The 21,894-nt window shown below is 58.5% G+C and carries 25 protein-coding genes; all 25 read left to right on the top strand.

Going from position 1 to position 21,894, the window contains the following annotated elements:
- Positions 1 to 277 precede the first annotated feature (277 nt).
- The 25 genes from JNL86_06030 (at position 278) to flgK (ending at position 21,880) form a co-directional block, all read left to right on the top strand.
- Entirely contained in the window at positions 278 to 1,099 is an 822-nt protein-coding gene (locus JNL86_06030; GenBank protein MBL8042462.1) for a flagellar hook-length control protein FliK, read from the top strand.
- Positions 1,100 to 1,111: 12 nt separating this feature from the next.
- Positions 1,112 to 1,402, top strand: a complete 291-nt coding sequence (locus tag JNL86_06025; GenBank protein MBL8042461.1) for a hypothetical protein — start codon at positions 1,112 to 1,114, stop codon at positions 1,400 to 1,402.
- A 72-nt stretch (positions 1,403 to 1,474) separates the two neighbouring features.
- Positions 1,475 to 2,698: a flagellar hook protein FlgE gene (locus JNL86_06020; protein MBL8042460.1), complete on the top strand. Its 1,224-nt coding sequence runs from the start codon at positions 1,475 to 1,477 to the stop codon at positions 2,696 to 2,698.
- Positions 2,699 to 3,033: 335 nt separating this feature from the next.
- Positions 3,034 to 3,570, top strand: coding sequence for a flagellar basal body-associated FliL family protein (locus JNL86_06015; GenBank protein MBL8042459.1), 537 nt, complete (start codon positions 3,034 to 3,036; stop codon positions 3,568 to 3,570).
- A gap of 25 nt (positions 3,571 to 3,595) precedes the next feature.
- Complete coding sequence (gene fliM, locus JNL86_06010; GenBank protein MBL8042458.1) at positions 3,596 to 4,567, top strand: flagellar motor switch protein FliM; 972 nt, start codon at positions 3,596 to 3,598, stop codon at positions 4,565 to 4,567.
- 29 nt (positions 4,568 to 4,596) lie between these two features.
- On the top strand, positions 4,597 to 4,962 hold the full coding sequence (gene fliN, locus JNL86_06005) for a flagellar motor switch protein FliN (protein ID MBL8042457.1): 366 nt from the start codon (positions 4,597 to 4,599) through the stop codon (positions 4,960 to 4,962).
- A gap of 57 nt (positions 4,963 to 5,019) precedes the next feature.
- Entirely contained in the window at positions 5,020 to 5,385 is a 366-nt protein-coding gene (locus JNL86_06000) for a flagellar biosynthetic protein FliO (GenBank protein MBL8042456.1), read from the top strand.
- A 10-nt stretch (positions 5,386 to 5,395) separates the two neighbouring features.
- The gene (gene fliP, locus JNL86_05995) at positions 5,396 to 6,169 is read left to right on the top strand and encodes a flagellar type III secretion system pore protein FliP (GenBank protein MBL8042455.1); all 774 of its coding nucleotides are present in this window, start codon (positions 5,396 to 5,398) and stop codon (positions 6,167 to 6,169) included.
- 11 nt (positions 6,170 to 6,180) lie between these two features.
- Complete coding sequence (fliQ, locus tag JNL86_05990) at positions 6,181 to 6,450, top strand: flagellar biosynthesis protein FliQ (GenBank protein MBL8042454.1); 270 nt, start codon at positions 6,181 to 6,183, stop codon at positions 6,448 to 6,450.
- A 14-nt stretch (positions 6,451 to 6,464) separates the two neighbouring features.
- Positions 6,465 to 7,253 carry a flagellar biosynthetic protein FliR gene (gene fliR, locus JNL86_05985; protein ID MBL8042453.1) on the top strand — a complete coding sequence of 263 codons (789 nt, stop codon included), beginning with the start codon at positions 6,465 to 6,467 and terminating at the stop codon, positions 7,251 to 7,253.
- The gene (gene flhB, locus JNL86_05980) at positions 7,246 to 8,328 is read left to right on the top strand and encodes a flagellar biosynthesis protein FlhB (protein ID MBL8042452.1); all 1,083 of its coding nucleotides are present in this window, start codon (positions 7,246 to 7,248) and stop codon (positions 8,326 to 8,328) included. The genes fliR and flhB overlap by 8 nt, the downstream gene beginning before the upstream one ends.
- A 21-nt stretch (positions 8,329 to 8,349) precedes the next feature.
- The gene (flhA, locus tag JNL86_05975; GenBank protein MBL8042451.1) at positions 8,350 to 10,458 is read left to right on the top strand and encodes a flagellar biosynthesis protein FlhA; all 2,109 of its coding nucleotides are present in this window, start codon (positions 8,350 to 8,352) and stop codon (positions 10,456 to 10,458) included.
- On the top strand, positions 10,455 to 11,756 hold the full coding sequence (flhF, locus tag JNL86_05970; GenBank protein MBL8042450.1) for a flagellar biosynthesis protein FlhF: 1,302 nt from the start codon (positions 10,455 to 10,457) through the stop codon (positions 11,754 to 11,756). Before flhA ends, flhF begins: the two co-directional genes overlap by 4 nt.
- A 28-nt stretch (positions 11,757 to 11,784) precedes the next feature.
- Positions 11,785 to 12,651: a MinD/ParA family protein gene (locus tag JNL86_05965; protein MBL8042449.1), complete on the top strand. Its 867-nt coding sequence runs from the start codon at positions 11,785 to 11,787 to the stop codon at positions 12,649 to 12,651.
- 18 nt (positions 12,652 to 12,669) lie between these two features.
- Positions 12,670 to 13,431, top strand: coding sequence for a FliA/WhiG family RNA polymerase sigma factor (locus JNL86_05960; GenBank protein ID MBL8042448.1), 762 nt, complete (start codon positions 12,670 to 12,672; stop codon positions 13,429 to 13,431).
- 284 nt (positions 13,432 to 13,715) lie between these two features.
- The gene (locus JNL86_05955) at positions 13,716 to 14,465 is read left to right on the top strand and encodes a GGDEF domain-containing protein (GenBank protein MBL8042447.1); all 750 of its coding nucleotides are present in this window, start codon (positions 13,716 to 13,718) and stop codon (positions 14,463 to 14,465) included.
- 270 nt (positions 14,466 to 14,735) lie between these two features.
- Positions 14,736 to 15,503, top strand: coding sequence for a flagellar hook-basal body protein (locus JNL86_05950; protein MBL8042446.1), 768 nt, complete (start codon positions 14,736 to 14,738; stop codon positions 15,501 to 15,503).
- 10 nt (positions 15,504 to 15,513) lie between these two features.
- Positions 15,514 to 16,305, top strand: a complete 792-nt coding sequence (gene flgG, locus JNL86_05945; protein MBL8042445.1) for a flagellar basal-body rod protein FlgG — start codon at positions 15,514 to 15,516, stop codon at positions 16,303 to 16,305.
- Between the two features lie 33 nt (positions 16,306 to 16,338).
- Positions 16,339 to 17,136: a flagellar basal body P-ring formation protein FlgA gene (gene flgA, locus JNL86_05940; protein ID MBL8042444.1), complete on the top strand. Its 798-nt coding sequence runs from the start codon at positions 16,339 to 16,341 to the stop codon at positions 17,134 to 17,136.
- Between the two features lie 10 nt (positions 17,137 to 17,146).
- Positions 17,147 to 17,839: a flagellar basal body L-ring protein FlgH gene (locus tag JNL86_05935; protein ID MBL8042443.1), complete on the top strand. Its 693-nt coding sequence runs from the start codon at positions 17,147 to 17,149 to the stop codon at positions 17,837 to 17,839.
- A 43-nt stretch (positions 17,840 to 17,882) separates the two neighbouring features.
- Entirely contained in the window at positions 17,883 to 19,193 is a 1,311-nt protein-coding gene (locus JNL86_05930) for a flagellar basal body P-ring protein FlgI (GenBank protein MBL8042442.1), read from the top strand.
- Between the two features lie 18 nt (positions 19,194 to 19,211).
- Positions 19,212 to 19,541 (top strand): rod-binding protein, encoded by a 330-nt coding sequence (locus JNL86_05925; GenBank protein MBL8042441.1) that lies wholly within the window; start codon positions 19,212 to 19,214, stop codon positions 19,539 to 19,541.
- 101 nt (positions 19,542 to 19,642) lie between these two features.
- Positions 19,643 to 19,948: a flagellar biosynthesis anti-sigma factor FlgM gene (flgM, locus tag JNL86_05920; GenBank protein MBL8042440.1), complete on the top strand. Its 306-nt coding sequence runs from the start codon at positions 19,643 to 19,645 to the stop codon at positions 19,946 to 19,948.
- Positions 19,949 to 20,024: 76 nt separating this feature from the next.
- On the top strand, positions 20,025 to 20,474 hold the full coding sequence (gene flgN / locus JNL86_05915; GenBank protein ID MBL8042439.1) for a flagellar export chaperone FlgN: 450 nt from the start codon (positions 20,025 to 20,027) through the stop codon (positions 20,472 to 20,474).
- Positions 20,475 to 20,485: 11 nt separating this feature from the next.
- On the top strand, positions 20,486 to 21,880 hold the full coding sequence (gene flgK, locus JNL86_05910) for a flagellar hook-associated protein FlgK (protein MBL8042438.1): 1,395 nt from the start codon (positions 20,486 to 20,488) through the stop codon (positions 21,878 to 21,880).
- Positions 21,881 to 21,894 lie beyond the last annotated feature (14 nt).

Genomic DNA, 21,894 nt, shown 5'->3' with positions numbered 1-21,894 from the left:
TCCCGCGTCGGGTGCTCATACTTCTCAGGAGGGGACCACGAAGGTCGCCGCCGTCGGCGAATCTGCATCTGCGGTCACAACATCTGCGCCCACAGGGATGAGTGCGACGCTGCCGACCGCTGGACCAGCAACCGTCCCTGCGACCCCTCACACAACGAATGGTTCACCGCAGGACACACAAGACACTGCGTCAACGTCCGAGACCGCGACGGTCCTTGTCGATGCTCAGGTTGCTGAGGCTGAGACTGACCAGTCTGTCGATCACGCATCGTCGGCAATGATGGTGGAAACACCGTTGACCTCCGAGAAAGCCGAGCCGGACAAGGTCACGTCTGCTTTAGCCGCAACGACGGCCATGAAGCAGGATCGGCCGGCTCAGCAGCCCGTCACATCAGATGCAATCGACCGCTCCGCCATCCTGGATGCCTTCTCGCAGCGATCACCGGTTGGTGGAGCACAAGGGACAGCCGGGGCGGAACAGCACCTCGCGCAGGACTCCGGGCGATTCTTGGATTCGTCAGGAGACTCCAAAAATCCTCCCGTAAACGGTCTCCCGTCTGGCGACGGAAACACTCACGGAATGTTTCTTGACCGTATGAACGGACTTGCCCAACCAACGAGTCCCGGAAACGACAGTGCAGTCAGCAGCAATCAAACCGGACAATCAACCGCCGCATTACGCGCTGCCGACAATGACCGGTTGGGGGAATTTCGAGGAGCAACACCGTTTGCCCAAACCGTCACCTTGGATTTGGACCCCTTGGATATGGGGCCGTTGCGGGTTCGAGTCATGATGAATGATCAGACCGTCCATGCTCATATCCGGACCGAGCATGGAGAGTTGGGGCAGGGGCTCTTGCAACAGGGACAGTCCCTGGAATCTTCGCTGCGCACGACGGGCCTGGAAATGGGCATGTTGCGCGTCACCGTGGATCAGCAGCAGGGACGGGGAGATAATGCGTGGTTGTTTCAACAACAGCAACAGCAGGGTCGCCCATCGTCTCCGAATATGTCTCAGGCCCCGGCGCGTGAGGATGAACGTGCAACGAGGGGAGAGCAGCGAGTTGGATCGAACGATCGTGTGAGTATTTTTGCCTGACGAGGAGGATGTATGGATATCAGCAAGGTCATTACACAATCGGCTCAGACAGATACCTCCACCACGCCAACCGGTGGCTCCAAGACGCTCGGCAAAGACGACTTTCTCAAACTGCTCGTGACACAGCTTCAAAATCAGGACCCTCTGAAACCCCTGGAAAATGATGCGTTCATCGCGCAGACGGCGCAGTTCTCCCAGTTGGAGGAAATGTCCAAGCTGGTGACGCTGATGGAGAAAAGCGTGGCACTCCAAGAGTCGGCTCAAAATAAAACGACCCAGGCGGATACGACAGCAGTGGCATAGCCAGGGGCGAACGGTTCGCGTGAGTCTGTGAAGCGATTCACGTGAGGTGACGGTAACAAGGAGGACGAACACATGGGCATTTTGACATCGATGTTCACCGCGGTGACCGGATTGAGTTCATACGGCAACGCCATGGGCGTCATCGGCAATAACATCGCCAACGTCGGTACGGCAGGTTTCAAATCCAGTCGCGCGACGTTTTCGGATTTGATCTCGTCCAGCATGGCGGGCGGCGCCGGCAGTGATCAGATCGGACTCGGTGTGTATCTCAACGATGTGCAGACCAATTTTTCCCAGGGGTCAATGACCACGACCGGGAATACGTTCGATCTGGCCATCGACGGGAACGGATTTTATCAAGTGCGCAACGCATCCGGATCCGTGTTTTATACGAGGGCCGGGCAATTCAAAGTGGATAGCGTGGGGCGTGTCGTTGATGCCAGCGGCGCCCTTTTGCAAGGGTACCAGGCTGACACCATCGGCAACATCACGAGCACGGTCGGCGGCATTACGCTGACCTCAAGCGCCGTCCCGCCGCAGACCACGTCCACCGCGACCATTCTCGGGAATCTCAATGCCAATGCCACGGCGCCGACGACGGCGTTCAGCGTGACTGATACCACGTCGTACAACTTCTCCACGGGGATGACGTTTTATGATTCGCTGGGCAACTCACACCAGATGCAGTTGTATTTCAGAAAAACTGCCGCGAATGCCTGGGGCGTCTATTCCCAGGTCGATGGTGGCGCGGCAGCCGCACAAACCAATATGACGTTCAACGCGAGCGGTGCCGTCACTGCCGGCGGCACCCAGACCATCACCGCTACGTTAACGAACGGCGCCACGACGCCACAAACCGTCACGGTGAACCTGGCGTCGCTCACGCAGTTCGGCGCCGCGTCCGGCGTGCAGAGCCAGACCCAAAACGGGTATTCGTCCGGCACGTTGGATCGTATCAGCGTGGACAAGGAAGGCAAGGTGATGGCCCAGTTCACGAACGGACAAACCCGCGCGTTGGCGCAAGTGGTCCTGAGCCGCTTTACCAATCCGGATGGCTTGGCCAACGTCGGTGACAATCACTTCCTAGAAACCGTGGAGTCCGGGGCCGCCTTGGCAGGCGCGCCGACGATCAACGGTCTCGGCCGAGTGCTCTCGGGAACGGTGGAACAATCCAACGTTGATCTCGGGAAGGAATTCGTCGATATGATCATCACGCAGCGGGCGTTTCAAGCGAACTCTCGTGCGATTACGACCAGCGACGAAATGCTGCAGGAGTTGGTGAATTTGAAACGGTAACGCGTAAGGATTCCGGCGCGGTCGGCTAGCGGCCGCGCCGGACAGCACATCGGCAATTTCTGCCTAGGTACTCTCCTCCTTTTCGCAGCGTTCGTCTCCGGCGTCCTCGTCAACAAACTGTCGGTGCTTTTCGGCGGCCTGTCACCGCGGTGACAACTACGCACCGATCCGTCTGACGGCAACGCGTTCCTTGCGTCCTGCAAGTCCAACTCATTGTCTTATCTCACGTTGTATCGCGTTGAAGCGCGCCTTATCAGCACAGGCTGCGTCCCGCGCGTGGCATATGCATTGCACAACTGACCAGCACCGGCAATCACTGTCCGCAGGAGGTCTGTATGTCAGAAGCAGCAGAAGAAAAAGCGCCCGCAGCACCGGCAGGCATTCCCATGAAGATGGTGATCATCATCGTGGCCGGAGTGTTGGTCCTGGCGTTGGGTGGGGCGTTTGCGATGATGAAAATGATGGGCGGATCCTCCGGAGAGAAGGCGCCGGCTGAAGGCGGTGCGGACAAGGCTGCCGGGCATGGTGGAGCTGAGGAAAAGGGCGGGGAACATGGTGCCGCCGCTGATGCCAACGTCATTGCCGACCTGGATCCGTTTATCGTCAACCTCGCAGATTCACCAGAAATTCGTTACCTCAAGGTCACGCTCAAGGTAGAGGCGGATAGTTCGGGAACGGTGGAACAGATCAAGGCCCGTACGCCGCAGATTCGTGACGCGATCCTCGTCCTGCTGACCAGTCTGGACTCCGCCACGGCGCGTTCGCCTCAGGGAAAACACAAATTGCGCGAGGATATCACGGAACGCATCAACGGGTTGTTGCCGAAGAAATCAGTCAAGTCGACCTACTTTACGGAATTTGTCATTCAGTAACTGAGCGATAGTCCTCGAGGATCGCATGGACAAGATACTCTCTCAAGAAGAAATCGACGCCTTGATGGGCGGTGTCATGTCCGGCGAGGTCGAGACGGCTCCGAAGGATGAGGAAGATCCAGGCGGTGTCAAAGCATACAGCCTGACGAGCCAGGAGCGGATCATTCGCGGGCGTATGCCCACGATGGAAATGATCAATGACCGCTTCACGCGCCAACAGTCTATTTCCTGGACAAGCCTCCTGCGCGAGAAGATCGAATTTAGTGTCATGGGCACGCAAATCATCAAGTTCGGCGATTTCATTCAGAAGGTTCCGGTGCCGTCGTCGTTTAATCTATTTGCAATGGAGCCGTTACGGGGGAACGGCCTCTACATTATGGACGCGATGCTCGTGTACCTGATCGTCGACTTTTTCTTCGGTGGAAAAGTTCAGACGCATGTCAAACCGGAAGGCCGCGAATTTACACCGATTCAGGTCAGGCTGATCAAGAAGCTGGTCCAGCAGGCGCTGGTGGATCTCGAAAAAGCCTGGCAGGCAGTGATGCCGGTCAAAATCGCCTATCTACGCACGGAGAGCAATCCCCAGTTCGCGATGGTCGTGACGACATCAGAGATCGTTGTGGTCGTGACACTGCAGGTCCATCTCGGCGATATCACCCGTGAAATGTTCATCGCGTATCCCTACTCGATGTTGGAACCCATCAAAGAGAAGCTCTACTCCGGCCTGTTTGCCGACAATGTCGAACAGGACAGCAGCTGGGGCAGTCGCTTCAAAGAATCACTCCAGGAATGTGATGTCGCCGTGGCCGTCCAACTCGGCACAGCTCGGATCAGCGTCCAGGATCTGATGAACTTCGGCCCCGGCGATGTCCTCATGCTCGATCAGCATCCCGGCGACCCGATGCTGTGTTTGGTCGAGGGTGATCCGAAGTTTCACGGGCAGCCCGGGGTCTTCAAAGGCAATCATGCCTGCCGCGTCACGAAGGTGTTGGGGTAGGGCGTAGCGGATTTAAAGGAGATTGTGGCATGGGCAACGGTGACAGCACGGCACAGACGGATTCCTCCAACGGCGAAGTCAGCCCGCAACCGACCTCCTTTCCGCCGGTGGACAATCACGGCGCGGTGCCGGCGAACAAAAATATCGAATTCGTCCTGGACATCCCGCTTCAGGTCACGGTGCAGATCGGATCGACCAGAATGTTGATTCGTGAGTTGCTTCAGCTGGGGCAGGGCTCGGTCATCGAACTCACGAAACTCGCGGGGGAGCCGATGGAAGTGTTGGTCAACAACAAACTCGTGGCGCGGGGCGAAGTCGTCGTCGTCAACGAAAAATTCGGTATTCGTCTGACAGACGTCGTCAGTCCAAATCAACGGATTCAACAACTCGGATGAGCCACCGGCGGAAGCGATGATCACGCCGCGCTGACGGCAGAGGGAACACGCGGTCTCATGGAAATCTGGGAAAGTGTCGTACGCATGGTATCCGCGCTGGGGATTGTGCTGGCGCTCATCATGGGGCTTCTGGCCGTGGCCCGGTCGTCGGTCGGCCGACGATTTCTTCCCGTGAGCGGTGCTCCCCTGGTGCACATCTTGGGAAGCGGTCCGCTGGGATCGCGCAAACATGTGATGGTTGTGGCGGTGGCCGGAGAAGTGTTCATCCTGGGCACTACGCCAACCGATCTGGTGCCGCTCGGAAAAGTCACCGATCCCGAGCAGGTGAAACGATTGATGGCAAATGCTGCGCCCGCGTTCATGGCCGCGTCGTCAGGGGATCATCAAGGCAGCGTTCAGGAGGGGTTCCGTGCGACCCGCTAACAACCTAGGTATGCGTAGACAATCCCCGCGGCCCTGCGCCGCTCGATGGGGAGCCGGCATCGTGCTCCTGGCCGTACTGGCCTGTCTCGTCGGAGCCTCGTCCGCGCAAGCCGAAGGGCCCACGCTCACCCTCGATCTTGGGAGCGGTGGAACCAAGCAAACCGCCGTCGTGCTCCAAATCCTCGCACTGCTGACCGTGCTGTCGCTGGCGCCAGCCATGTTCATCATGGTGACGTCGTTCACCCGTATGGTGATTGTCTTGTCGTTTCTCCGTCAGGCCCTGGGCACGCAGCAGGTGCCACCCAATCAAGTTCTCATCAGCTTGGCGCTGTTTCTGACGATGTTCGTCATGGCCCCGGTTGGCCAGTCTGTCTACAAGGATGCGCTCCAGCCGTTGCTCGCGGAGCAAATCGGCTACGACGAAGCGTGGAACAAGGGTATTCAACCGATTCGCGCCTTCATGTTGAAGCAGATGCGCGATAAGGATTTGGAACTGTTTTTGGAACTCTCGCATGCGCAGAAACCGGCCAAGGTGGATGACGTGCCGACCCATGTCATCATTCCGGCATTCGTGCTGAGTGAGTTGCGTATTTCCTTCCAGATTGGATTCCTGCTGTACATTCCTTTTCTGATCGTGGACATGGTCGTCGCCAGCGTCCTGATGTCCATGGGCATGATGCTCCTGCCGCCGGTCATGATCTCACTGCCGTTCAAATTGATTCTCTTTGTGTTGGCCGACGGCTGGTATCTGGTCGTCGGTTCCATGGTCAAAAGCTTTCAATAGGACCAGTCATGATGACGATTGAAACCGTGACGGAAATTGGGCGTCAGGCGATCGAAACGTGCATGCTCGTGTCTGCTCCCATCCTTGGACTGAGCCTCGTGGTGGGGTTGATCGTCAGTACGTTTCAAGCCATGACCCAGATCAACGAAGCGACCCTGACGTTCGTGCCGAAAGTGCTGGCAGTCTTTGCCGCCACCCTCCTATTTCTCCCGTGGATGTTGGGCGTCTTGATTGCGTTTATGACTCACATCATCACCAGTATTCCGACGCTGATTCGCTGAGACAGGGCCACTACATGAACGCCGTACAGACCCTTCATCTGGCACTGCCTCAGTTTCAGGCCTTTTCCATTCTACTGGTGCGGATCGCCGGCATCATCAGCGTGTTTCCCATTCTGAACACCCGGACAATTCCCACGCCAGTGAAGGCCGGGCTCGTCACGATGTTGGGACTCGTTCTGGCGCCGATCATCCAATTGCCGAACCTGCCCACAGATCCGGTCTTGGTCGTCGCGGGGATCGGCAGTGAATTTCTGATCGGGTTGACGATCGGGTTGGCGGTCAGGCTGCTCTTTTCAGGATTCCAGGTCGCCGGGGACATGATCGGGACTCAAATGGGATTCAGCGCGATTCAGATGATCGACCCGATGAGCCATCAAAATGCGCCGATCATTGCACAATTCCAACTCACGTTGGGTTCCTTGGTGTTTCTCGCCCTGAATGCGCATTTGTTGGTGGTGCATGCCATCGGCATGAGCTACGAATTCGTTCCACCGTTCGGGGCGAAGCTGTCCGACAGTATCGCAACGGACATTATTCAACTCGCGCAAAACATGCTGCGGGTGGCGCTCAAGATGGCCGCCCCCGTGTTTGCGACGCTCGTGATCGTCAATACGGTGCTGGCCATTATGGGACGAGCCGTGCCGCAGATGAACGTATTTGTGCAGAGTTTTCCGATCACGATCGGGGCAGGGCTGCTGGCGATGAGTCTGGCCTTACCCTTTACGCTCGGTTTGTTCGAGAAAGAATTTGAGATGCTGGTGGAGACGATTCTCGGGCTCCTGAAAGCGTTGGGCCATGGCTGACAGCTCGCAAAACCGTACAGAACAGGCGACACCGAAACGCAAATCTGAAGCGAGAGCGAAGGGTCAAATCGCGCTCAGCCGCGATGCCGCCATGGCGATCGCGCTGTTGGGCAGTTTCGGTGCACTGTATTGGATGACGCCGGCGATCATGAACAGACTGCGTGCCAGTCTCCAGGCGTGGCTCTCTCGTTCAATGGAGGAGACGACGTATCAGGCACTCAACCTCGATCATCTGCATGTGATTCTCCGCCAGATCGGCCTGGATGTCTTTTTCATGCTGGGACCGGTCGTAGCCGGGATCGCCGTAGTGGGTGTCGGCGCCAATCTCATGCAGACTGGGTTTCTCTGGAAACAAGATGGGTTCAGCCTGGACTGGTCGCGCATTAGCCCGATGGGAGGCTTCTCGCGCCTCTTTTCGCCGCGATCTGTCGTCGAACTGATCAAATCCTGGCTCAAGATATTAGTCATCGGCGCGGTGGGCTATCTCACCATCAAGCAGGACATGCTGGAATTCCTGGCGCTGACGCAATTCGGCATGGAGTCCCTGCTGCCGACGGTGGGTTGGGCGACCATCAAGGCCGCGCTCACCATCAGCGGCGCCGAGTTGGTGATCGGTGCCGCGGACTATGGGTATCAGCGTTTCCAATGGGAGCGGGACCTCCGGATGTCGCGCGATGAAATCAAGGAAGAAAGTCGCGCGGCGGAAGGAGACCCGGCGGTCAAATCGAAGATCCGCAGCACGCAACGCGAAATGTCCCGCAAGCGCATGATGGCGGCCGTGCCTACAGCCGACGTGATCATCACCAACCCGACACACCTGGCGGTGGCGCTGAAATACGACGCGAAAGCCAATGGCGCACCGGTCGTCGTGGCCAAGGGCGCAGGATTCATCGCCGAGAAGATTCGAGAGATCGGTCGCCAACACGGCGTCATGATCGTGGAAAACAAGTTGGTGGCGCGGACCCTCTACAAGTTGGTCGACGTCGGCCGCGAGGTGCCTGAAGACCTGTACCGCGCCGTCGCGGAAATCCTGGCCTTTGTGTATCGCGTACGCGGCAAACTGCCGCCCGCATAATCCAAGTCGGTAGGAGTGGCGATGGCATCTGAGAATACATCGATTCCCAGCAGCTCCCTGGTCAAACACCCGGATATTTTGATGTCCGTGGGCGTGGTCGGCATTCTAATGGTGATGCTGGTCCCGCTCCCGCGATTCTTTCTGGACCTGCTGCTGAGCTTCAACATTACGCTCTCGATCATCATCCTCCTGGTTGGTATGCAGGTTCGCCGGCCGCTCGAATTCTCCGTTTTTCCGTCGATCCTCCTCATGGTGACGCTGCTTCGCCTCGCCCTCAACATTGCGTCCACCCGATTGATTTTACTGCACGGGAATGAAGGGGCGGCGGCGGCGGGTGAAGTCATCCGGGCCTTTGGCAATTTCGTCGTCGGCGGAAACTACACCGTCGGTCTGGTGGTGTTCACGATCCTGGTCATTATCAACTTCGTCGTCATCACCAAAGGTGCGGGCCGTGTCGCGGAGGTCGCCGCACGGTTTACCTTGGATGCCATGCCCGGGAAACAAATGGCGATTGATGCCGATTTGAACGCCGGTCTGATCAACGATAAGGAGGCCCGCCAGCGCCGAAAGGAAATCGCGCAGGAAGCCGATTTCTACGGAGCGATGGACGGTTCGAGCAAATTCGTACGAGGTGATGCTGTGGCGGCAGTGGTCATCACCCTCGTCAATATCCTCGGCGGTTTGACGATCGGTGTGCTGCAGCAGGGCATGTCGCTGTCGGCCGCCGCGCAAACATACACCCTGCTGACGGTCGGTGAAGGCCTGGTCGCGCAGGTGCCGGCGCTCATCGTGTCGACCGCTGCCGGTATCGTGATCACTCGGGCTGCGTCTGAGGTGAACCTCGGATTCGAAGTCACGAGACAGGTCCTCATTTCGCCAAAGGCCATCGGGACGGCCTCCGGCATTCTCCTCGCCATGGGACTGGTTCCTGGATTGCCGCATCTCGCGTTTTTGGCACTCGGCAGCCTGACCGGCTGGATGGCCTTCCAAATCAATGAGCAGCAAAAAGGTGCCGCCGCGCAACCTGAGCAGGCATCTCCGCAGACCAAGGCCGAGGACGCCGCGACGCAGGTGGTGCCATTGGATCTCATGGAAGTACAGGTGGGCTACGGCCTCATCGGCCTGGTCGACGGAGGACAGGGGGGGGCACTCCTCGATCGCATCAAAGGATTACGGCGGCAATTCGCCGAACACATGGGATTCGTCCTTCCGCCGATTCATATTCGAGACAATCTGCAACTGCGGCCGAATGAATATGCGGCGTTGCTCAAAGGCGTCGAACTGGCCAAGTCCGAAGTCATGCCGGCTCATGTGCTGGCTATCGACCCTGGCACGGCGCAACGGGGCATCATCCATGGTTTGCCGACCAAGGAGCCGGCGTTCGGGTTGCCGGCACTCTGGGTTCCTGAACAACAGCGGGAACAGGCTCAAATGGCCGGCTATACCGTGGTCGATCCCGGGTCGGCCATCGCCACCCATCTGTCCGAACTCATCAAGCGGCATGCGCACGAGTTGCTGGGTCGGCAGGAAGTGCAGGGTCTGCTCGATCAACTGGGAAAAAATCACCCCAAGCTCGTGGAAGAAGTGATTCCTAACCTGATTCCGCTTGGCAGCCTGGTCCGGGTGTTGTCGCACCTTCTGCGTGAAGGAGTGCCGATTCGAGACTTGCGGACCATTCTCGAAACGATCGCTGACCACGCTGCCACGACGAAGGATCCGGATATCCTCACGGAAGTGGTGCGGCAATCGCTCGGCCGGACGATTACCAAGCAGTATCTCGCGCCTGATGGGTCGTTGCCGATCATCGGACTCGATCCGCGGCTGGATCGAACCCTTGCCGACCAGGCCAATGCTGCCGGGCAGGGTAGTCAGTGGGCTCCCGACCCGCTGGTGGCACAGAAACTGCTCGCTGCATTGAAGCAAGCGGCCGAACGAATGGTCGGGCGAGGACATCAGCCAGTGATTCTGTGCTCACCTTCGCTGCGGCGACATCTGCGGAAACTCACGGATCGGATTTTGCACTCAGTTCCGATACTCGGCCTGAACGAGGTCGACAGCGTGACACGACTGCAGGCATTGGAAACGGTTCGTTTGGATCTCGAAGGCAGTGATACCAGGAGCTTGGCATGAAGGTACGGACCTTTCACGTCGCGTCGATGCATGAGGCCATCCGCTCCATCAAGGAGACCCTTGGTCCGGACGCCGTCATTTTGTCCACCAAGCGGGTGCGGTCATGGGACAACGGATTCGGCCTGCTGGGGGGCTCTGTGCTGGAAGTCATGGCGGCGATCGAGGACGACGTAGCCGTGCCGGACGCAGCACCGATCCTCGCTGACGCCGAGCACGTCGCTCCGGTGAGCCTTTCGGCTCCGACGGTGCCGGCGGAGGAATCGCGCTTCCAAAAAACGCTTCAGGGCGCAATGGAGCAGAGGACCGACAACGCGAAATTCGCGAATCACCCACTCCTGACAGCGCCTCGTCAGGCCAAGACGGCCGGGGTGGCTTCAGCGCCACAGAGCCAGGCGCAGACACAGCATCACGCCCAGGGCACGGCGTTTCAGTCCTTCCAACGTGTCTATGAGGATCTCCTCGCGCAGGGCGTCGAACATGCGACGGCTGAGGCCTGTCTGCGAGAACTGCGGGAAACCCTCGTCGAGCAGGGGACGTCTCAGCGTCACTCATCGCTCCAGTTGCTACGCACGGTGTTGCTCGATCGAGTGACCACGGCCGGCCCGCTTTTGAGCACGACCGGTGAACAGAAAATCGCCTTGTTCGTCGGTCCCAGCGGCGTCGGTAAAACCTCCACGATCGCCAAATTGGCGACACACTACGGCATCGTGGAACAGCGGAGCGTGGCCTTGATCACGATGGACACCTATCGTCCGGCTGCAGTGGAACATCTCCGGCTCTATGCGGAAGTCTTGGGGGTGGAATTGTCGGTGGCGGCATCCTGCGAGGAAGCCCAGGAGGCGATCGATCTGGCGCGGGAAGCGGAACTGATCTTGATCGACACGGCGGGATTCAATCCCTATGAACCGATCGCCGCTCAACGCTGGAGAGGGCTGCTGAATCGCGGGCTTCCCATGGAAGTGCATCTGGTCCTGGCCGCGGCCACACGTGTGCCTGATCTCGTGGTCAGCACGAGTCAGTGTGTGGATGTCCCGTCATTGCGACTACTGTTCACCAAGCTGGATGAAACCACCGGGTACGGGGGGATCTTCGAGGCCACTCACCGCACCGGCATTCCGTTGTCTTACTGGGGGACCGGGCAACGGGTTCCCGACGACCTGGTTCAGGCTCATGTCAATCGCCTGGGAGACCTCCTCTTGGGCGGGCAAGTGCGTACACCAGGCGGTGGCACCAACACTGCATGGGATGCGCAGGGAACATCTCCGGTTGTGCCGGGAAATCGGTCGTACGCGCGGTAGTCGGTGGTCGAACAAGAGGGGAGAGATGATGGCGATGCAACCAGGAATTTTGGATCCGCAACTGAGAGCCTGTGACGGCGGCGTCGGTCCCTCCCGAACACAGGTGATCACGGTCACCAGCGGCAAAGGCGGAGTGGGGAAAAGCAACGTGGTCGCCAACACGGCGATCGCCTTGGCTCAAACCGGCAAAAAAGTCCTGGTGCTCGATGCGGACCTCGGATTGGGCAACGTCGACATCCTGCTCGGGCTGACACCGAAATACACACTGGAGCACGTGCTCGCCAAGACCTGTCGGCTCGAAGACATTGCCTTGACCGGCCCCAGCGGCATCACCGTCCTGCCAGCCAGTACAGGAATTTCGCAGCTCACCGTTCTGACGGAAGCACAACAGCTCATCCTGCAGGAAGAGTTGGAACGATTGGCCTCGACGATGGATGTGCTGCTGATCGACACCGGCGCAGGGATCTCGTCGACCGTGACCTATTTCGCCGCAGCGGCACAATCGATCGTTGTCGTCGTGTCTCCTGAGCCCACCTCGCTGACCGATGCCTATGCCTTGATGAAGGTGTTGCTCCGGCAATACCGCGAGCGCCGGTTTTACGTTTTGGTGAACATGGTGAAGTCGCCTCGGGATGCGGCCCGCATCTATCGAAAGCTGGAGGTCGCGGTGAGCCGATTCCTCCACATTTCACTTGATTACTTGGGGGCTATTCCGCAGGACGACTATGTCCCGATGGCGGTGACCCAGCAGCGGGCCGTCATCGATCTGTTCCCTCATGCGCCGGCTAGCCGCGCGTTTCGAGAATTGACGGAAGCGGTGTCGCAATTGACGCCACCGGCGATCCCCAAGGGAACCGTCCAGTTCCTGTGGCAACAACTTCTGCGGACGCATTGAGCGAAAGGATTGTCGCGAATGACGCACGCTCGTAAAACGCTTGCAGTCGGAAATGCCCAGCGCCGAGTGATTGAGGAATCCGATCGTGAACGGGTGATTCAAGAGTTTACTCATGTCGTCAAAGCCATGGCGCATCGGTTGGCGTTTCGACTGCCGGCGTACATGGACGCTGAAGACTTGATGTCCGTCGGAATCATGGGACTCATGGATGCGATGGATAAGTACGATCCGACCCGTGAGGCAAAATTTAAAACCTACGCGGAGTTTCGCATCCGAGGTGCCATGCTCGACGAGATCCGTTCCATGGACTGGATTCCGCGCTCCGTCCATGAGCGTATTACCTTGTTGCAAAAGACCTATTCCGAACTCCTCCATCGCCTCGGCCGTCCACCATCGGACCAGGAAGTCGGCAAAGAGCTCAAGATGTCGCAGGAGGAACTGGATGAGTTTCTCACTCGCTCTCGGGGTGCGGTTGTCATCAGTCTTGACGACCTGGGCGTCCAAGATGCGGACGGCCACAAGATCATCAGCATGCTGACCGACTCCAATCAACCGGATCCACTCTCCATGTTGGTGAGTGAGCGTGCGCGTCACGTGCTCGAAACCGCCATCCAGGATCTTCCGGAAAAAGAACGGCTCGTGTTGTCGCTATATTACTTCGAAGAACTGACGATGAAAGAAATCGGGCAGGCGCTCAAGGTCACTGAATCTCGGGTCTGCCAGATCCATTCGAAGGCCATTCTGCATCTCAAGGCACGGCTGGAACCGGTCGATGTATAGGAGACATCTCGAGGTCCTGCTTGCCGTTGCTGTCCGTTCTTGCCGACTCTCTTCGTAAGGCTTCACGCCGACACTCTGTCCTACAGTTTCCCCACGACTCCTCCGATACGGTTTAGACCCTGTGGTCTCACGTCTATCAATCCTGTGTATCGTCGCCTATGAGCGTGCCCCCACCTGCATCACCCGACGGCGGCGATCATGATGGATCGGGAACCAGCCACGGGTGCGAGCATTCCGGCGCGTCCCACCCCGTAGAATCCCATGATATTGCCCGAGTCGGTGTTGTGGCCTGTGTCATGTTTATGGCGGGCGGGTTGTACTGGACGGCCTCCGTGGGGTTGCTCACGGTTTCGGCGTTGACTGCCTATCCCGTCATGGTGATGTTGGGAATGGGCTTCTCCCTCTTGGTATTTGGAGCGGCGAATTGGTCCATTCGGCAACCGGTGGCCGCATCCACACCTGATACGCCGGCAACGCTCTCGCTGGTCGGTGCGGCACATACGTACGATCCGGTAACGGGGCTCCCAAGGCAGCGGTTGTTTCTCTCACTCCTGACCCAAGCGGTAGGCCGTGCTCAGAGGGAAGGGCGCCAGGCTGCCATTCTCGTCATCGAGCTTGAGCACTTCACGGCGGAAACCGATGCCTATGCGATGCTGAACCGGAATCTGATGTACCGTGTTCAGGCCGCACGGGTGAAAAGCGCGTTGCGGACCGTCGATGTCGTCGCCAGGCTCACAGAGTCGCGGTTTGCGGTGCTGTTAGAGCAGGTGATGACACAGGATGAGGTGCTGGCGATTGCGAAAAAGATGCAGCGCACGATCGCCCAGCCAGTCACCCTCGATTGCCACGAGTTGTTCCTCAGCAGCCGGATCGGCATCAGCCTCTCAGGTCAGGATGGAGTCGATGCGCCGGCATTGATTGAGGCTGCCGTGCACGCCTTGGAGCGCGCACTGGCACAAGGCGGCACCCTGGGCGGGATTGCCGGTGCGCAGGACATGTCGGCCGCTGATTCTGCTTCCACGATTGCAGCCTAACTCTTCGCACGCCCCTCTTCCTTCTCTAGGCAAGACTTTCCTAGGTAGCGGAAAAGACTTCCAGCCACCTTCTGTCGTTGACGGCCTCTGCTGAGTGCCCCTCGAACCTCTCTTATGCTCCTTGTTTCGTTCCCGTTCGCATCTATCGACAATCATTCGCATTTTGTGATGACGACGGCGGTGTGCGTTTTGTGAAGCGCATCGGAAGGGGATGGCATGTGCATTGCTATCTCTCCTGGTGGAGTAGCAGGAAGGCAGGACGAGAAACACATGAATCGAGCCATCTATCCAATTCTTTCCGGCGCAGTTGCTCAAGAAAAGCAGTTGCAGGTGTTCGCCAACAATTTGGCGAACGTCAATACTTCCGGCTTCAAACAGGACCAGCAGGGGTTCCGTGGGCTCTTTGCCCGTGCCAATTCGGTTGCAATGGGGTCGCCCTCGAACGGCATCGTGTCCACCATCTCCACGCGTCCGGCGGGTCCGAGCGAACGGGTCTTCGCGGAAGCGCATGGTGTGCGCACCACGTTTGAGCCAGGCCGGATCCGCATCACGGGCAACCCGCTCGATGTGGCAATCCAGACCGACGGATTTTTTGAGGTCAAGACTCCGGAAGGAGCCCGCTACACCAGGAACGGTATTTTCTCCCTCGACAGCCAGCGCCGACTGGTGACGAACCTCGGTCATCCCGTGATGGGGACCAAAGGCGAGATCAAGGTCCCGCCCGGAAACATCCAGATCAACACGGAAGGCGCGATTCAAGTCGATGGGAACACGATCGGCAACATCAAGGTGGTCGAGTTTCCTGAGTCCGACATGCCACAAAAATATACCGAAGGATTGTTTGCCGGGGGCAAGCCCAGCACCTCGGTCAAGCCGCGGCTGCAGCCGGGACATATTGAAGAATCGAACGTGAATTCGCTCACCGAAATGGTGAAGATGATTCAGGGGATGCGGAGTTATGAGTCGGCGCAGAAGCTGATTCAGACGCTTGATCGTATGACGGAGACGGCCATCCAGGATCTGGGCCGGGTGCAATAGGAGGGGTTCTATGATTCGCGCAATGTGGACCGCGGCGACGGGCATGACGGCCCAGCAACTTAATGTGGACACCATCGCCAACAACTTGGCGAACGTCAACACGAACGCGTTCAAGCGGAGCCGCGCAGAATTCGGCGACCTGCTGTATCAAATCCAACGCTTGCCCGGTACCAACGCGTCGAACGTCGGGGTGTTTCCCGTCGGCGTCCAGGTCGGAGGAGGCGTGCGTCCCATTACCGTGGCCAAGGAGTGGATGCAGGGCAACATGCGCCAGACGAGTAACGATCTCGACCTGGCCATCGACGGAGCCGGCTTCTTTCAGGTCGCCCGACCGGACGGCACCATCATGTATACCCGCAACGGCTCATTCAAACGGGACAACGTGGGCAATCTCGTGACCGGCGACGGCGACCAACTCACCCCCGTCATCACCATCCCGTCCGGCGCCCTCAAGATCGATATCGGCCAGGATGGGACCGTCTCCGTGCTGCTGCCTGGTGTGACCCAGGCGTCACAGGTGGGACAGATTCAACTGGTGCGTTTCGACAATCCGTCCGGTCTGGTGGCCATGGGCGGCAATCTGTTTCTGGACAGTTTTGCCTCGGGCCCGGCACAGCAGGGCACCGGCGGATTCTCTACCGGCTTCGGCACCTTGCAGCAGGGATTTTTAGAAAGCTCGAACGTCAATCTGGCGGAAGAAATGGTCAACATGATCATCGCCCAACGGAGTTACGAAATTAACTCCAAGACGATCCAGGCATCCGACGAAATGATGCAGATCGCGAACAACTTGCGCCGATAATCGGCGCCGTACTTTCAACGAAGGGTGACACCCGTGAATCGAATCGGCCTCGTCAGTGTCGTCACGCTCAGCCTGATCACAGGCGCGGTGCTGCCTGCATCGGCAGGGGAGAAGGCGCCGGTTCGGCCGCTGTTTCGCGTGCACGAAGCGCTCGTACACAGTGCGCAGGGGCTTCCGCACGCACGTGCAAAACGCCTCATCTATCCGGAGCAGATCCGCGGCGTCATTCACGATTTCGTGAAGCGAGAGCTCGCGGGTCGCGCCGCTGATTGCCAGGTGATGCTAGGCGAGCCGCAACAGCCGATTGCGCTGCCGTCGGGAACCGTCGACATACAGGTGAGCGGTGGCCGCTCGGATGAGCCGCTCGGACGACGAGTGTTTCAGGTTCACTTGGCGGTGAACGGCCGCTTCATCAAGACCGTCGAGGCCACGGCTGATGTGGCCGCGCTCGTCGACGTGGTGGTGCCGGTTCGCTCCATCAAGGCCGATGAGGAGATTGCGGCCGACGATGTCGCCACCGAGCGTATCGTGCTGTACGACCTGAAGCAGCCGTTCGCAATCAATCCGGCCGACGTGATCGGGAAAGCCGCCATCCGTCCGTTGCCGCCACAGAATGCGATCCGGCTCACTTCGGTCCGACGCCCCTTCGCCGTGCACAAAGGCGATCGGGTCACGATTGAAGCCCGGCAGGGAGGGCTTTCGATTCAAACCGTGGGAGTCACCAAGTCGCACGGCGAGTTGGGCCAGACCATCACTGTTTCCAATGTCGATTCCGGGAAAGACTTGCGGGCGACGGTCGTCGCTCCGGGGGTGGTCCGTGTTAGCTTTTAAGTTATTGTCCATGGGATCTCGCAGTGCCGCCATGCTGGTGTGCCTTGTGGCGCTCTGCGCCCACACCGGCTGCTCCAGTTCACCTGCCGCGAAGCCTACCAAGACCGATGTGGCCAAGTTGCCGCCCCCGAAAACGACGGGATCACTCTGGCAGGAGGAAAACGGCCGAGCCTATCTCTATGAAGATCTCCGCGCCATGCGGGCGGGCGACATCATCACGATTCTGATTTCCGAAAAACATAAAGGGTCGAAGAGCGCCGACACCAGCGCGGAAAAAGATTCCACGGTATCGAATGGAATCGGCGGCACAGGCATGGGGTATCTCGGGCTTCCGGGCATCCGGCTTGGCGGAGAAGCCAAACGTGGATTTGGGATCGATGCCAGCGCGAAGAACAAGTTCGGCGGGAAGGGCGCGACGAATCGCGAGGATACGTTGACCGGGACCATTTCGGCCACCGTGACCGAGGTACTCCCGAACGGAGACTTGCGGATCGAAGGGCGACGCGAAGTCACGGTCAATTCCGAACGGCAGATCATGACGATCGGCGGCATCGTTCGACGGGTGGATGTGAATACGAAGAACACGGTGCAATCCAGCGCGATCGCCGACGCCAAAATCGAATACTCCGGCTTGGGGGTCGTGGACGATGTGCAACGGCCGGGTTGGTTCGTCAGGATACTGGACTGGGTCTATCCATTCTAATCGCAGGATCAGGGCAAGAGCATTGGGTCAGACAGGAGTCATCATGTCGATGCCACGCAAACAACAACGAGCGATGATCATGCAATGTTTTCGTCTGATGATGTCCAGCGGCGTGCTGCGAACACCGGCAGTGGATCCGGAGCAACTCACCCGCTCCTGGCTGTCTCCTCAGCCGCAAACGACTCCCGCACCGGCGCCGCGCCCGTCCGTGAGTCCCTGGCTGCGTCGAACCGTGGTCGGCATGATCGCATTTCTGACGCTGTCGCTCTTCAGCGTCTCGATGGCCCATGCCGTGCGCGTAAAAGATGTGGCCACCATCGAGGGCGTGCGGGAAAACCAATTGATCGGGTACGGTTTGGTGGTCGGTCTGGATCGGACCGGCGACCAGGTCATCGGCGGACAATTCACCATTCAGGCCATGATGTCGATGTTGAACAAGATGGGCATCAACCTAGTGATCGATCCGATCCAATTGCTGACGCGCAACATTGCGTCGGTCATGGTTACCGCCAAATTGCCTCCGTTTGTGAAGCCCGGTATGACGCTCGATGCAGTGGTGTCCTCCATGGCGAATGCGAAAAGCCTCCAAGGCGGGACCTTGCTCTCGACCCCGTTGAAGGCTCCGAACCAGCAGGTGTTTGCCGTGGCCCAAGGGCCGGTCTCGATCGGCGGGTTTCTGGGCGGAACAGGAGGCGCAGGGGGTGCGACGGTGACGAAGAACCATCAGGCAGCCGGCGTGGTTCCCGCAGGCGCCATCGTGGAAAAGGAAGTCGCTGTGGACATCGATACCTGGGATACCGTGTCGGTGTTGTTGCGGCATCCTGATTTCACCACGGCCATTCGCACGGCAGAGGCCATCGACGGGACCTTCGGGAAGGGAACCGCGGTCCCGGTGAATGCCGGTATGGTGAAGACGACGCTTCCCTCCGCGTTCCATGGGCGGGTGGTGGAATATATCGCGACCATGGAAGGACTGGATGTCAGCGTCGACGTCGCCGCCAAGGTCGTGGTGAACGAACGCACCGGCACGGTCGTGCTCGGTGAACATGTCCGGCTCTCCACTTGCGCCATTTCGCATGGCAACCTCACGATTTCCGTGAAGAACACACTCAACGTGTCGCAGCCTCCCGCACCGTTGATTGGCTCGACCCAAGGTCAGACGACGGTGACGCCTGACGTGCAAACCGAGGTGGCCGAGCAGGAGTCGCGTTTGATCGTGGTGGATCAAACAGTCACGCTTGGAGAAGTGGTACGGGCGCTCAATGCCGTGGGGGTGACGCCACGAGACCTAGTCGCGATTCTGTCCGCTCTCCGGGCCGCCGGAGCGCTGCAAGCGAATCTTGAGATTGTCTAAGAGAGGATACTGCCCCCTATGGAAATACGGGATTTTCTTGCCGGACAGATGGATCTGGCCCAAATGTCCGCCACACAGCCGGCCGGGCTTGATCGAACAAACGAGCAGGGAGCGCTCGCACAGGCGTCCAATAAGGATCTGCACAAAGCCGGGCACGAGTTTGAGGCCTATTTCATTTCGTATCTTATTGGAAAGATGAGAGAAACTGTCCCGAAAGGCCTCTTGGATCGCAAGGGGGAACAGGTCTGGTATTCCTTCTACGACCAGGAGATTGCCAAATTGGCGACTCAGGCCGGAGGTATCGGAATTACCTCCTTTGTCGACGCATATATAGAAAAAAACCGATAATTCGACGGCTTGTCCTAAAGTTCCGTTCCGTCCTCGCCGATAGAGTACTCGACTAGGGGAAAGCCTATCGGAACACCCTGGTAAGGGGAGGAGAAGCAGTTATGGAGATCTCACACAACGGCCGGGCGGCGGATCTCGCAAAGATTTTGTTGGGCGTTCAGGAAACGGATCGGACGCACAATAAGAAGACCGCATCTCAGCAGACGCAGTCGCAAGATCGCGTTCAGATTTCCGAGCGAGCCAAAGAACTTCAGCGTCTGAGGGCGAACGCTGAACAACCGGATACCGAGAGAGACGCCAGAGTCGGCAAGATTCAGCAATCAGTTGAAGGGGGCACCTATACCGTCGACGGGAAAAAGGTCGCGGACGCCATGATCCGTCACGTCTTGACGGACGCGGTCCTGTAGCCAACCACACCGACGGTCGCACCCTTCACGCACGTGTCCTCGCAGGCCGGAATCATATCGTCGGGGAGGAGACAAGGTGTCGACCGTTTCACAAGGCATCGCGACTGAAGCCGACGCGCTCATACAGCGCATGCTCGAGCACATCCTTGCATTCCAGGCATTATTGCGTGAAGAACAGGAAGCGATTCGCTGCCTGTCGTTTGGCCAGTTCACGTCCGTCACGATGCGAAAAGCTCAACTGTTGGATGAGATTCGTGAGTTGGAGCACACACGGCGAGCACGACCAGTTCCGGAAGGCGCCCTGGCGGGACAGGCACGCCAGAGTCGGCAAGAACGCGAGCTGGTTGCAGCAATCGGGGAGACGGATCGCTTGAATCGATTGAACGCCACTCTCATCGGGCAGTCCCTCGAATTCTTGCACGGAGCACTCAAGCGCTGGCAAAAGTCCCCCGAATCAGCCGCACTGTATTCGTCATCCGGCACAGCAGTGGCGGCTGGTACAGGCATGGTGAGAGCCAAAGGATAACGAGCAATCGTATGTCTGGACTCAATGGATTATTCGGCGTCGGCTCCAACGCACTGGCGAGTTTCCAGCGCGCCATGTCCGTCACCAGCCAAAACATCGCCAACGTCAGCACCCCAGGCTATTCGCGCCAGGAGGCGGTGCTCACCGAAACCCTGCCGGAAAATGGGCGCCCGGGTCAGATCGGAACCGGCGTTCAGGTGTCGGAAATCCGCCGCTCCGTCGATAGCTTTGTGGAACAGCAACTGCTGGGTTCCAGCGAACGCATCGGGCAATTCGATGCATCACAGAAAGCGCTCTCTCAAATCCAAATCCTGTTTAACGATTCGAACGACCAGGGTATTGCTGCGGGGCTGAACGATTTCTTCAAAGCCTGGCAGGATGTGGCGACCAATCCCGCTGACCTCACCTCGCGCACCGTGCTTCTGACCAAAGCCGACGCGTTGACGAAACAGTTGAACCAGGCCTCGTCGCAGCTCTCGGCGCAGCGTCTCTCGCTCGATAGCCAAATCGGGAGCGGTATCAACGACATCAATGCGTTGGCGAGCAAGATCGCGGACCTGAATGCCCAGATCAAGTTGACGGAAGTCAGCGGGCAGCAAGCCAATGATCTACGGGACCAACGAGGCCGCTTCCTGAACGAACTTTCCGGCCTGATTGATATTTCCTCCATCGAAGATGGAAGCGGGCAGGTGACCGTATTTGTCGGAATCGGGCAGGTTCTGGTGACAGATCACACAGCGTTTAAACTCACAGGCGTTCCCGACGCGACCAACAACGGGCTCCTCGACGTACGATACGACGGCGGAACTGGGCCCAATACGGATATCACCTCTTCTATCAACGGCGGTCGGCTCAAGGGATTGATTGATGCGCGGGATACCACCGCCGCCGGCTTGCAAACGTCCCTGAACACACTCACGTCGCAACTCGTGTCGCAGGTGAATACGCAACATCGCTTAGGCTACGGGCTCGATGGCTCCACCACGCAAGATTTTTTTACGGCCTCCGGAACAACCGCCGGGACCATCAGTCTGGCGCTGACCGATCGGCAAAAAATCGCCGCGTCGTCGACCGCCACCGGCTTGCCTGGCAACAATGTGAATGCCCTCGCCGTTGCGAATCTCCAAACAGCCGCAGTGTCGGGGTTGGGCAATACGACGTTTCAAGGCTACTACAGCGCGATGGCCGGAAGCTTCGGCGCCACGCTCCAGGGTGCTACACGTGATTTGCAGGGACAGGAAATTCTGAATGACCAACTGCTGGCTCATCGGGCCGAGATCTCCGGTGTCTCCATGGACGAAGAACTTATCAACCTGTTGAAGTATCAGCGGGCGTTTCAAGCCGCCTCAAAGCTCATCACCACCAGTGATGAGATGTTGCAGACGATTATATCTTTGAAGCGGTAACCGTTTTCTCACCT

The sequence above is a fragment of the Nitrospira sp. genome (genome assembly GCA_016788885.1).
GTDB lineage: Bacteria > Nitrospirota > Nitrospiria > Nitrospirales > Nitrospiraceae > Nitrospira_A.
This window is presented reverse-complemented; position numbering and strand designations above follow the sequence as displayed.

What these genes read in the sequence shown, in the direction of transcription:
- JNL86_06030 (MBL8042462.1), top strand. Translation starts at nt 278, where the DNA reads ATGATGGTGGAAACACCGTTGACCTCCGAGAAAGCCGAGCCGGACAAG.
- JNL86_06025 (MBL8042461.1), top strand. Translation starts at nt 1,112, where the DNA reads ATGGATATCAGCAAGGTCATTACACAATCGGCTCAGACAGATACCTCC.
- JNL86_06020 (MBL8042460.1), top strand. Translation starts at nt 1,475, where the DNA reads ATGGGCATTTTGACATCGATGTTCACCGCGGTGACCGGATTGAGTTCA.
- JNL86_06015 (MBL8042459.1), top strand. Translation starts at nt 3,034, where the DNA reads ATGTCAGAAGCAGCAGAAGAAAAAGCGCCCGCAGCACCGGCAGGCATT.
- fliM (MBL8042458.1), top strand. Translation starts at nt 3,596, where the DNA reads ATGGACAAGATACTCTCTCAAGAAGAAATCGACGCCTTGATGGGCGGT.
- fliN (MBL8042457.1), top strand. Translation starts at nt 4,597, where the DNA reads ATGGGCAACGGTGACAGCACGGCACAGACGGATTCCTCCAACGGCGAA.
- JNL86_06000 (MBL8042456.1), top strand. Translation starts at nt 5,020, where the DNA reads ATGGAAATCTGGGAAAGTGTCGTACGCATGGTATCCGCGCTGGGGATT.
- fliP (MBL8042455.1), top strand. Translation starts at nt 5,396, where the DNA reads ATGCGTAGACAATCCCCGCGGCCCTGCGCCGCTCGATGGGGAGCCGGC.
- fliQ (MBL8042454.1), top strand. Translation starts at nt 6,181, where the DNA reads ATGACGATTGAAACCGTGACGGAAATTGGGCGTCAGGCGATCGAAACG.
- fliR (MBL8042453.1), top strand. Translation starts at nt 6,465, where the DNA reads ATGAACGCCGTACAGACCCTTCATCTGGCACTGCCTCAGTTTCAGGCC.
- flhB (MBL8042452.1), top strand. Translation starts at nt 7,246, where the DNA reads ATGGCTGACAGCTCGCAAAACCGTACAGAACAGGCGACACCGAAACGC.
- flhA (MBL8042451.1), top strand. Translation starts at nt 8,350, where the DNA reads ATGGCATCTGAGAATACATCGATTCCCAGCAGCTCCCTGGTCAAACAC.
- flhF (MBL8042450.1), top strand. Translation starts at nt 10,455, where the DNA reads ATGAAGGTACGGACCTTTCACGTCGCGTCGATGCATGAGGCCATCCGC.
- JNL86_05965 (MBL8042449.1), top strand. Translation starts at nt 11,785, where the DNA reads ATGGCGATGCAACCAGGAATTTTGGATCCGCAACTGAGAGCCTGTGAC.
- JNL86_05960 (MBL8042448.1), top strand. Translation starts at nt 12,670, where the DNA reads ATGACGCACGCTCGTAAAACGCTTGCAGTCGGAAATGCCCAGCGCCGA.
- JNL86_05950 (MBL8042446.1), top strand. Translation starts at nt 14,736, where the DNA reads ATGAATCGAGCCATCTATCCAATTCTTTCCGGCGCAGTTGCTCAAGAA.
- flgG (MBL8042445.1), top strand. Translation starts at nt 15,514, where the DNA reads ATGATTCGCGCAATGTGGACCGCGGCGACGGGCATGACGGCCCAGCAA.
- JNL86_05935 (MBL8042443.1), top strand. Translation starts at nt 17,147, where the DNA reads ATGGGATCTCGCAGTGCCGCCATGCTGGTGTGCCTTGTGGCGCTCTGC.
- JNL86_05930 (MBL8042442.1), top strand. Translation starts at nt 17,883, where the DNA reads ATGTCGATGCCACGCAAACAACAACGAGCGATGATCATGCAATGTTTT.
- JNL86_05925 (MBL8042441.1), top strand. Translation starts at nt 19,212, where the DNA reads ATGGAAATACGGGATTTTCTTGCCGGACAGATGGATCTGGCCCAAATG.
- flgM (MBL8042440.1), top strand. Translation starts at nt 19,643, where the DNA reads ATGGAGATCTCACACAACGGCCGGGCGGCGGATCTCGCAAAGATTTTG.
- flgK (MBL8042438.1), top strand. Translation starts at nt 20,486, where the DNA reads ATGTCTGGACTCAATGGATTATTCGGCGTCGGCTCCAACGCACTGGCG.